The organism is Mycobacterium sp. (assembly GCF_049673265.1).
GTDB lineage: Bacteria > Actinomycetota > Actinomycetes > Mycobacteriales > Mycobacteriaceae > Mycobacterium.
The window spans coordinates 1-8,534 of record NZ_JBATXN010000038.1 but is presented as its reverse complement, the minus strand read 5'-3'; the positions used below and the strand labels follow the sequence as shown (position 1 = coordinate 8,534).

Annotated in this window: 11 protein-coding genes and 2 pseudogenes; 7 read left to right on the top strand and 6 right to left on the bottom strand. The window is 63.2% G+C overall.

Annotated features, from left to right (window positions below; translation table 11 throughout):
- Nucleotides 1-257: pseudogene (locus tag WBF82_RS01385) on the bottom strand (NYN domain-containing protein); the annotation flags it as partial.
- Nucleotides 258-634: 377 nt separating this feature from the next.
- Between WBF82_RS01385 and WBF82_RS01380 the strand changes: the two are divergent.
- A complete protein-coding gene (locus tag WBF82_RS01380) occupies nucleotides 635-1,978 on the top strand; it encodes a toll/interleukin-1 receptor domain-containing protein (protein ID WP_424381317.1) in 1,344 nt (447 codons plus the stop codon).
- A gap of 84 nt (nucleotides 1,979-2,062) precedes the next feature.
- On the opposite strand, the gene WBF82_RS01375 is transcribed toward WBF82_RS01380, so the two are convergent.
- Nucleotides 2,063-2,530 (bottom strand): glucose-6-phosphate dehydrogenase, encoded by a 468-nt coding sequence (locus tag WBF82_RS01375; RefSeq protein WP_424381316.1) that lies wholly within the window; start codon nucleotides 2,528-2,530, stop codon nucleotides 2,063-2,065.
- Between the two features lie 115 nt (nucleotides 2,531-2,645).
- On the opposite strand from WBF82_RS01375, the pseudogene WBF82_RS01370 reads away from it, so the two are divergent.
- Nucleotides 2,646-2,792 (top strand): annotated as a pseudogene (locus tag WBF82_RS01370) (STAS/SEC14 domain-containing protein); the annotation flags it as partial.
- A gap of 31 nt (nucleotides 2,793-2,823) precedes the next feature.
- Here the strand turns inward: WBF82_RS01370 and WBF82_RS01365 are convergent.
- Nucleotides 2,824-3,489, bottom strand: a complete 666-nt coding sequence (locus WBF82_RS01365; RefSeq protein WP_424381315.1) for a class I SAM-dependent methyltransferase — start codon at nucleotides 3,487-3,489, stop codon at nucleotides 2,824-2,826.
- A 74-nt stretch (nucleotides 3,490-3,563) separates the two neighbouring features.
- Here WBF82_RS01365 and WBF82_RS01360 point away from each other — a divergent pair, with 74 nt between their 5' ends.
- Both WBF82_RS01360 and WBF82_RS01355 read left to right on the top strand, forming a co-directional pair.
- On the top strand, nucleotides 3,564-4,013 hold the full coding sequence (locus tag WBF82_RS01360; protein ID WP_424381314.1) for a MarR family winged helix-turn-helix transcriptional regulator: 450 nt from the start codon (nucleotides 3,564-3,566) through the stop codon (nucleotides 4,011-4,013).
- 1 nt (nucleotide 4,014) lies between these two features.
- Complete coding sequence (locus tag WBF82_RS01355; protein ID WP_424381313.1) at nucleotides 4,015-4,818, top strand: alpha/beta fold hydrolase; 804 nt, start codon at nucleotides 4,015-4,017, stop codon at nucleotides 4,816-4,818.
- Between the two features lie 32 nt (nucleotides 4,819-4,850).
- Here the strand turns inward: WBF82_RS01355 and WBF82_RS01350 are convergent, their stop codons facing one another.
- Entirely contained in the window at nucleotides 4,851-5,510 is a 660-nt protein-coding gene (locus tag WBF82_RS01350) for a DUF4389 domain-containing protein (RefSeq protein ID WP_424381318.1), read from the bottom strand.
- Between the two features lie 79 nt (nucleotides 5,511-5,589).
- Here WBF82_RS01350 and WBF82_RS01345 point away from each other — a divergent pair, with 79 nt between their 5' ends.
- Together WBF82_RS01345 and WBF82_RS01340 are read left to right on the top strand one after the other, a co-directional pair.
- Entirely contained in the window at nucleotides 5,590-6,495 is a 906-nt protein-coding gene (locus WBF82_RS01345; RefSeq protein WP_424381312.1) for an SPFH domain-containing protein, read from the top strand.
- The gene (locus WBF82_RS01340; RefSeq protein ID WP_424381311.1) at nucleotides 6,492-6,698 is read left to right on the top strand and encodes a hypothetical protein; all 207 of its coding nucleotides are present in this window, start codon (nucleotides 6,492-6,494) and stop codon (nucleotides 6,696-6,698) included. Before WBF82_RS01345 ends, WBF82_RS01340 begins: the two co-directional genes overlap by 4 nt.
- Here WBF82_RS01340 and WBF82_RS01335 read toward each other — a convergent pair.
- Together WBF82_RS01335 and WBF82_RS01330 are read right to left on the bottom strand one after the other, a co-directional pair.
- Nucleotides 6,695-7,582, bottom strand: a complete 888-nt coding sequence (locus tag WBF82_RS01335) for an SCO6745 family protein (RefSeq protein WP_424381310.1) — start codon at nucleotides 7,580-7,582, stop codon at nucleotides 6,695-6,697. The genes WBF82_RS01340 and WBF82_RS01335 overlap by 4 nt on opposite strands.
- Before the next feature lie 8 nt (nucleotides 7,583-7,590).
- The gene (locus WBF82_RS01330) at nucleotides 7,591-8,154 is read right to left on the bottom strand and encodes a PadR family transcriptional regulator (RefSeq protein ID WP_424381309.1); all 564 of its coding nucleotides are present in this window, start codon (nucleotides 8,152-8,154) and stop codon (nucleotides 7,591-7,593) included.
- Between the two features lie 47 nt (nucleotides 8,155-8,201).
- Between WBF82_RS01330 and WBF82_RS01325 the strand changes: the two genes are divergently transcribed.
- A partial coding sequence (locus WBF82_RS01325) for a class I SAM-dependent methyltransferase (protein ID WP_424381308.1) occupies nucleotides 8,202-8,534 on the top strand: 333 nt, incomplete at its 3' end.

The window sequence follows — 8,534 nt, the reverse complement described above, 5'->3', positions numbered from 1 at the left end:
TGGCGGTAGCCCGTGTTGACCTCGGCCGACCAGTCTGCGTAGGCGCGAGTGAGCACCAAGGTGCCGAACGACGAGGCGAAGTCGATGATGGCGCCGACGTCGACGGTCGCCCGGCCCAACCGGTCCGGGTGCTTGTCCAGGCCCTTGGCCTTGTCCTTCTGGAACGAACCGCGGCCGTTCACCTGGTCGTAGCGGGAGATCACGATGTTGTCGAAGTCTAGGTAGACCGCAACACGGCCCTCGCCAAGATCTGCCATGAGTCCAGTCTTGACCATCGGCTACGCGGCGGGTGCGGAATGCCTTGGCAAAGACGAATCCAACGGCCGCGGGCTGGTCATCATGCAGCCCCAACCAAAAACTGGTTCTCGCGGCTCCGGCGACGCCGGCTTGACCAAGCGCCGCCGCCATCGGCGACCAATCCGTATGCTTCGACCTAACCGTAACCGCGTCTGAGGGCCGACGGTCGCGCACGTGCGGGTGTTCATCAGCTATTCCCGCCACGACGAGGGGGCGGTCAGATCGATGGAAGGCGACCTTCAGCGAAGCCGCAGGTCTGGCTGGATGAGGACGTCGGTGGGGTCGGGAGTGATCGCGATCGCCGCGAGGGTTGAGCAGCAGCCGAAGGGGTGGACCCGTGGCCCATGACGTCTTCGTCAGCTACTCACACCACGACAAGCCGCAAGCTGACGCCGTCTGCGCCGCCTTGGAAGCGAAGGGAATCCGATGCTGGATCGCGCCGCGAGACGTCATCCCGGGCCAAGAGTGGGGCGCTGCCATCGTCGACGCGATCCGGTCGTCTCGAGTCATGGTTCTGATGTTCAGCAGCCACGCCAACGCCTCGCCCCAGATCAGGCGAGAGGTCCAGCTCGCTGTGAGCGCAGAAACGGTGCTGATCCCGTTCCGCATCGAGGACGTCGCTCCCGCGCAGTCCCTGGAATACTTCCTCGGGACGCCGCACTGGCTCGATGCGTTGACACCACCGCTCGAGGCCCACCTTGAGCGCCTCGCTGCGGCAGTCACCAGTTTCCTCGCCGTAGGTGAACCAGTTCGTTTCAGCGCCAGCACTGCGACGTCATCGGAGAGCAGTTCTGCTCCAGATGCGGAACTCACCACCAACATCAAGCCCACGCGGGGCGGTGAGCAGCGAACTGAGCAGCGCATACCCGCATGGGACCACCCTGCCGCGAAAGGAAAGACGACGCGCCATGATGCGCCCACCGTCCCCGAGGAGTCTGGTGAGCCTGATGCGGAGACACTTCTCGCCACCAACACAGTCTCGCCGCCAGGCCACCGTGATGCGCCGAAACCGGAGTCGTCCACCACAACCGAGAATCACCGAACCGGCTTGGTGCCGCCGACCGATGCCCCGCCAACTGCCGAGGGAGTGCCGTTCTTTCAGCGGCTGAGCCGCCGCACCAAGATGGTGCTGAGTGCAGGCGCCCTACTCGTCGTCATGGTTGTCGCCGTTGTCGCTGTCATTGTAGGAAGCAAGTCGTCGTCCGGGGGTGGCAAAACATCGCCGACGCCTACGCCATCTGCGGTCGCCGACCCGTTGGAGCGGCTCCAGTCATTGGTTCCCAAGGACGTCTTCGGGTGCAAGTCCAGTCCTCCCCAGAATGTGGAGTTAGCAGAGTTGGACTGCTCGGAATGGGCTACAAGCACTGTTTCGGCGGCCCTCACATTCCACCTGTTCGCTGACCGGAACACCCTCGAGACGTACTGGAATGAGTGGGATCGCTATCTTGTCCAACCTTGCCCCGGGATGGGGCCGTCACCGCAGGATTGGCATCGCGCCGCAACCCCACAGCGAGTCGAAGGCAGGGTGGCGTGCGGCTCAATCAAATTGTTGGGAAGCGCAGACTTAATTCCCCGTATGGCCTGGACGATCGACTCGGAACTGCTGCTCGGCGAAGCCGAAGGTGCTGCGGGCAGTGGCATCGACCCGCTTTACCAGTGGTGGATGGCACACTACCGATAGGGGAAAGTTGAGGTACCAACCACTCGACCCCGCCAACAAGACCGCGAAAGACGCACCGGCCAAGAGACCGCGGCGAAGGAATAGCTACGCGGGCAGATTCACCCGCAGCGCCAGGTGCTCATCGAGAATCCGGCGCAGCGCGGCGTCCATCGGATGCGCGGATGCGAGGTCGCGGCCGAACCGGCTGTCCACCACGACTACCGTGCCCTCACGCAGTTCGGCGGTGTCGACCTGATCGACGAACGGATCGAACAATGCAGGCGGCGTGGCCAGGTAATACAGCGGCCGGCGCGAGTCGTTCAACCCGGCGGCATATATAAGTCCGTGTTGGGTGATCACGAAGAGTTCCGAGGTGATCCTGGCGCTCGGGGTCTCGGTTTTGGCCCATGCCGTTGCGGCGCACCGGGTCTGTGCCAATTTATCGGGGACGTCGTCAGTCAGCGTGAGTAACCTTCCGACGAGTGCTCCACCCATTCGCGGATATGCGTCGATGGCGGGTATGAAGTACCGCTGGAAGATCTCGCCGAAAAAGTCGTAAAGTTGCTCACTCATCCCAGATCTCCAGGTTTCAGACGACGCCTCAATTGTGCACCCGTACCGTCAGCTGAGCAACGCTGATCAACCACATCCAAAGCAGACGCATCGCATGCGCACTGTATTGCCACAGCACGCGGCCTTCAAAAGAATTGCGGTTGTCTCCGATAAGGCGTGGGTCGCTCATACCGTGCATACGCTGGCGTGGATGATTCCCGGCGAGCTCGCCGTCTTCAGGCTCGACGAGCTTGAGCGAGCCAAAGAATGGGCCGCCGGCTAGACGGCACACCCGCCCGCCCGATAGTGCCGATCTACTTCTGTAGCCAGAGCTCGACGCCGATGTCGACGAGCCGAATCTCCTTGCTCCGGAACGGAATATCGGCCAACATCGTCTCAAGTTGTACTGGTGTATAAGCCCGTTTCAGCAACATGAACCGAAATGCGGCGAGGGTCATCCAGCGCTCAATCGCGCTCAGCCCGGTCGCGCCGAAGTACTTCCGGATTTCGGACATCGACACGTCCTTGCGCAAGTCCAGAACCAGCGCCGTGCCGCCGGGGCGCAGCACGCGATACATCTCCTCAAGCGCCTTATGCGGCTCGGAAAAATTCTTGAACGCTGCGCTGCATGCCAGCAGATCGAAGCTTTCATCTGCGAAGGGCATCGCCGATACATTGCCTTGGCGGAAGTCAACTTCGACGCCGGCCTCGGCGGCGTTTTTATCCGCCAGCTCCACCATCGTCCGGCTGACGTCGAGCCCCGTCACGCGGTGCGCCCCGCCCTTAGCCATTTCGATGGCGACGAAGCCGGGCCCCGGTGCCACCTCCAGCACGTCTCCGCCCTGCGGCAACACGGTGCGTAGCCGCGCGGCCAGGGTCCGGAAGCGCTCCATGTCCTTGCGGGTGCTTTTGTCATACCAGCGGGCAATGGCGCCCTCCATCCCTATTCCCCGATACCCTTTGATCGTTGCAGCCGTCATGCTAAAGTTCCCTTCCCTCATTTAGTGAGTATCTTACTGAGTAAGGTATCTAGAGAATAGGCGTATTGAAGCCAGTGTCAAGCCCAGACCGCGCACAGTTACACGAGACGGTGATCCGCTGCCTGAGGCAGTTCATCGCGGGAAGCATTCTGTACAACCAGCAGATCGCCGACCGAGTGGGCTTGCGCCTCACCGATATGCAGTGCATCAACGTGCTCGAGCTGATGGGACCGTCGACACCGGGGGAGCTGGCCCGCTTCACCGGTCTGACCACGGGCGGCGTCACGGTGATGCTCGACCGGCTGGAGAAAGGCGGCTATCTAAAGCGGGAGCCAAACCCGCGTGACCGCCGCAGCGTTCTGGTGCGTTTGAATCCCACCAAAGTCAAGAAGATGCAGGCGTTCTATGGGGAGATCAACGACCGCATGGCGGCTCTGCTCGATGAGACGCCAGAACGCGAACTGCGCACGGTCGTGAAGTTGTTGTCCAAAATGAACGAGTCTCGGGCGGAGCCACCAGGCTGACATGACAGAAATCACGCTCTCCCAAGGCATTTTGCGCTACCGAGACCACGGCAGCGGCCCCTGCGTCGTGCTGATCCATGGACTGTTCGTGAACGGCCGGGTGTGGGACGAGTTGGTCCCGCTGCTCGCCGGACGGCGTTGCGTCATTCCCGACCTTCCATTGGGCGCGCATCGAACGCCGATGAACGGTGCGGACTTGTCTCCGCCGGCGCTTGCCGAGATGATCGCGGAATTTATCCAGCGGTTGCAGCTCAGCGAGGTCACCTTAGTCGGCAACGACACCGGCGGCGCCCTGTGTCAGATCCTGTGTGCGAACCACCCCGAACTCATCGACCGCCTGGTGCTCACCAACTGCGATGCGTTCGAAAACTTTCCACCATTCGCCTTCCGGCCTATCGAAGCCGCCGGCGCGCGTGTGCCGGGCCTGATCACCGCCCTCGACATCGCCTTGCGCTCACGACTCGTCCGGCGTGCGGCACTTGCGGCTGTTCCCTTGACCGTCCGGCCGCTGCCCGATGAGTTACTGGCGGATTGGTTTGCACCGCTGCGCGACCCGCGGATACGCGCCGACCTGCGCGCAGTGCTCCAAGGGATCTCGCCCAAGCACACGCTGGCCGCCGCTGAGCGGCTGGCAGCCTTCGACCGTCCGGCGATGATCGCCTGGGGCACCCGTGACCGTTTCTTCACTGTCCGCGACGCCGAGCGACTCGCCCGGACGCTACCGCATGCGCAGCTGGAGCTGATCGACGACGCCCGCACCTACGTCCAAATTGATCAACCCGGACGGCTGGCAGCACTAATCTAACGGCGACCCAACGCGATGCAGGGCGGCTGCTGTCATTCGCGCGACCCCTGGTCGAGACGAAACGGTGGGTACTCGTCGCGCAGCAAGCTGGTGTAGGCGCGCACCCGGATTGCCCACCGGTTGATTCCAATCACGAAGTCGTACAACCCCTTCGGGTAGCGCCCGGTAAACAGCAAACCCACCAGGGCGATCACCAGCAGGATGGCTATCAGCGGCGGCGCGAGGTAGGCGACAGAGTTGTTCGGGTTCAACATGAGAGCGCGCCAACCGGCGGCGAAGAAAGCGAACAGTATCAGGTAGTGCGGGATGGCCAGTAGCCACCACTTGATCAATACCAAGCCTCGGTTCAGGTGCTCCGGGTAGTCGACCTCCAGGTCGGCCGGATACTCGTCCTTGGACTGCAGGCTGAACGGCGGGTACTTGTCTGTGCCGAGTGCGGTGAGCGCGTAAAAGGCGACCCGCCACCGCCATCGCATCACGCCGACGGTGAAGTCGAACAGGGCGCGCGGGTATTTGCCGGTGATCAGGATCGCGAACAACGCGATCACCCACACCACGACGACCGCGATGGTCAAAAAGAACAGGACGATGTAGTGCGGAATGGCAAGAATCCATTTGACCAGCCATTGCCAGCGTGACAACGCGGGATCGAGGTCACCTCGGACCCGAACCGGGTGGCTTTCAGGTTGCATCATCGACTGCTCCTTTCGTGCGCTTCGACGCCCAAAAAAGTGATATCATTTTATATCATATTTGAGGAGGGCGGTACTCGTGGACAGCGCTGAATCAACCAATAACGCTCAGGTTGTCGGACATCAGGGAGCCCAGGTCGAGATCGATCAGCGTCCGGCTGGCACCCTCACCGGCTGGATCGGCGTGCTCGTCGTTGCCGCGAGCATCGCCGGAATTGTCTTGGCGGCCAAGAACAAACCCGACCTGTTGGGACTGCCGATCGTGATCCTTGCCTTGGTCGTCACTTCGCTGGTGATCGTTCCGCCCGGACAGAGCTCGGTGATCCAGTTCTTCGGGCGCTACATCGGCACCGTAAGCCGTCCGGGGTTCTGGTGGGTGGCGCCGCTGACCGTGCGCCGCGGGGTTAGCCTGCGGGTGCGCAACTTTGAGACAGCACACTTGAAGGTCAACGACGCCGACGGCAGCCCTGTGGAGATCGCTGCGATCGTGGTCTGGCAGGTGGCCGATACCGCCAAGGCGACCTACGCGGTGGATAGCTACCAAGCCTTCGTGTCCATGCAAGCCGAGTCGGCGCTGCGCCACGTCGCCACCAGCCAGCCCTACGACGACCCAACCGGCGCCGGCACGTCGCTACGCGGCTCCACCGACCAAGTGGTCGCCGACCTCGCGCGCGAACTGGCCCAGCGCGTCCAAATCGCCGGGGTTGAAATCGTTGAGGTGCGCATCTCCCACCTGGCCTACGCCCAAGAAATCGCTCAGGCGATGCTGCGCCGCCAGCAAGCCGGCGCCGTCATCGCCGCCCGCACCCGCATCGTGGCGGGCGCCGTCGGAATGGTAAAGCTGGCGCTGGAGCAACTCACTGACACTGGCGTCGTGGACCTCGACGAGGAGCGCAGGGCCAGCATGGTCAGCAACCTCATGGTTGTGCTCTGCGCGGACCAACCGCCCTCGCCTGTGATCAACACCGGCACGCTCTACACGTGAGCGACCGCCGACAGGTCCTGCTCCGGATCGACCCAGCTGTCCACGACGCGCTCACCCGGTGGGCCAACGACGAGTTCCGCAGCCTCAACGGTCAGATCGAAATGATCCTGCGCCGAGCACTCGACGACGCCGGTCGGATGCCCAAACATGTAGCGCCCCCGCCCAAAAGAGGCCGTCCCAGGGCCACGCCGCAGACCGGTTAAGCCAGATGCGCGCTGTCGTCGTCTAATTCCTTGCGGCGCAGGTTCATCGGGGTTGTCGCGGGGAGATCGCCGGCGGCGATGACGGTGCGGGTGATCGGCGTGAGCGCCTGGAACAGTGCTTCCACCTCGTCGTCAGTGAGCGCGTCGAGTACCGAAAGCGAAAGCGCGTCGGTGGTCGATTCGATGTGGTTCTTCAGTTCCCGACCGGCGACGGTGATCGACCCATCGTCGTTGAGCAGTCCCCGCTCGGCCAGCTGTTCTTCGTGATAACGCCACGACGCGTCGTCGTAGTCGCGGGCACGGGCCATGTAGTCGCGCTCAATCGCGCCCGAAGCGACCTGCAGCACGTTGCATTCCCGACCGGAGACCCCGGCCGCAGCCAGTACCGCTATGTGCGTGTCGCCGCGCTGCTCGCGCAACAGCGTCGTGGCATGCCACAACGCGTCCAGCGGATCGTCGGGCCATGGCAGCGCGCGATTCGCGGCGAACAGTGGCCGCCCATCGAGCGGCGCGTGACGCGCCGCCTTCCCCGCCAATTCAGCTGCAGTAGCGACATTTTCATCTGCACTGATGCCATAGCGGCGCAGCGCCGTAACCGCAGACTCCTGCCGGGCACGCAACGCCGCGTCCGGGCCGGCGATCTCCCACGCTGCCGGCAGCGCCTTGGCGACCCGCTCGGGGGCGAAGTTGTAGAACATCGCGGTCACCATTTCCGGGGATGCCATGCCCAGCGGCGCCGAGCGGCCGGCGAAGTAGCCCATCCAAAACCCGCGATAACCCAGCCCGTCGAAAGCTGCCCGCGCCTCCGGCGCGAAGTAAGTCACCCCGTGCACCGGCTCGAACCGATCAAAGAAGCGACGGGCCAGTTTTGGTTCTCTGCGCATGGTTGCAGTTAACCACTCCGCCTGGCTCTTTCGTCGGCGACGATTTCGGGCAACCGCTGCTCGAGTTCTTGGTGCCAGGCGATTTCGGCCTGCAGCCGGTGAAGGCGATGCTTGACCATCAGCTTTTCGGCAACCGTCAGATAGCGGTCGGCGGCAGCTGCGCGAGCCTCCCATTCAGTCAGCAACGCTGACAGCGACGCGATGCGGGCCGCGATGGTCGCCGGCAGATGCGTCAGATGATCCGGGTCCAGTCGCGTCATCGCCAAGTCGAACGGATCGGGTTTGATCACGATGTCGCTCAACGCCCGCATCCGCAGACCACCCAACGCTTCCCGGCCCGCCTCGGTGATCGACCAAATCTGTCGTGGCGGGTAGGAGCCCGCCTGTTCGACACGGACCTGCTCGATGAGGTTTTCGGTCGCCAGCCGCTTGAGCGCGCCGTACAACCCACCCACGGTGATATCGGTCCACATCGCGACATGTTCCTGTTCGGCAAGCAGCCGCAGTTGATGTCCATGCATGGGTCCGCGCTGCTCCAGCGAGCCCAGGATGAAAATCCGGATCGACGACATCCAACTACTCTTGCATAAGTAGTCGTGCGCAGCTAGCGTTTACGCCCATGGTGTCGGCACTTCTTTATCGAGCGTTTTATCGGATCGGTTTCACGCCCTGGGATGGCCACGCATTGTCGTCGACCTTGCGGGAACTGATCGAGGGTCCGGCCGCATTGCCCGCCGGTACCGCGATCGATATCGGTTGCGGCACAGGCGATTCGTCGATCTATCTAGCCCGCCACGGGTGGCAGGTAACCGGAGTGGACGTCGCGGCGAAGGCGCTCGAGAAGGCCGGAGCCAGGGCCGCCGCCGAACACGTCCGGGTCCACTTCCTGCGGGCCGACGCGACCCGGCTGAGTTCGGCGGGGCTCGGTAAGGGCTGCACGCTGATCCTCGAC

Coding starts and splice junctions, on each gene's coding strand:
- WBF82_RS01375 (WP_424381316.1), bottom strand. CDS start 2,530: ATGAGTGAGCAACTTTACGACTTTTTCGGCGAGATCTTCCAGCGGTAC.
- WBF82_RS01365 (WP_424381315.1), bottom strand. CDS start 3,489: ATGACGGCTGCAACGATCAAAGGGTATCGGGGAATAGGGATGGAGGGC.
- WBF82_RS01355 (WP_424381313.1), top strand. CDS start 4,015: ATGACAGAAATCACGCTCTCCCAAGGCATTTTGCGCTACCGAGACCAC.
- WBF82_RS01350 (WP_424381318.1), bottom strand. CDS start 5,510: ATGCAACCTGAAAGCCACCCGGTTCGGGTCCGAGGTGACCTCGATCCC.
- WBF82_RS01335 (WP_424381310.1), bottom strand. CDS start 7,582: ATGCGCAGAGAACCAAAACTGGCCCGTCGCTTCTTTGATCGGTTCGAG.
- WBF82_RS01330 (WP_424381309.1), bottom strand. CDS start 8,154: ATGTCGTCGATCCGGATTTTCATCCTGGGCTCGCTGGAGCAGCGCGGA.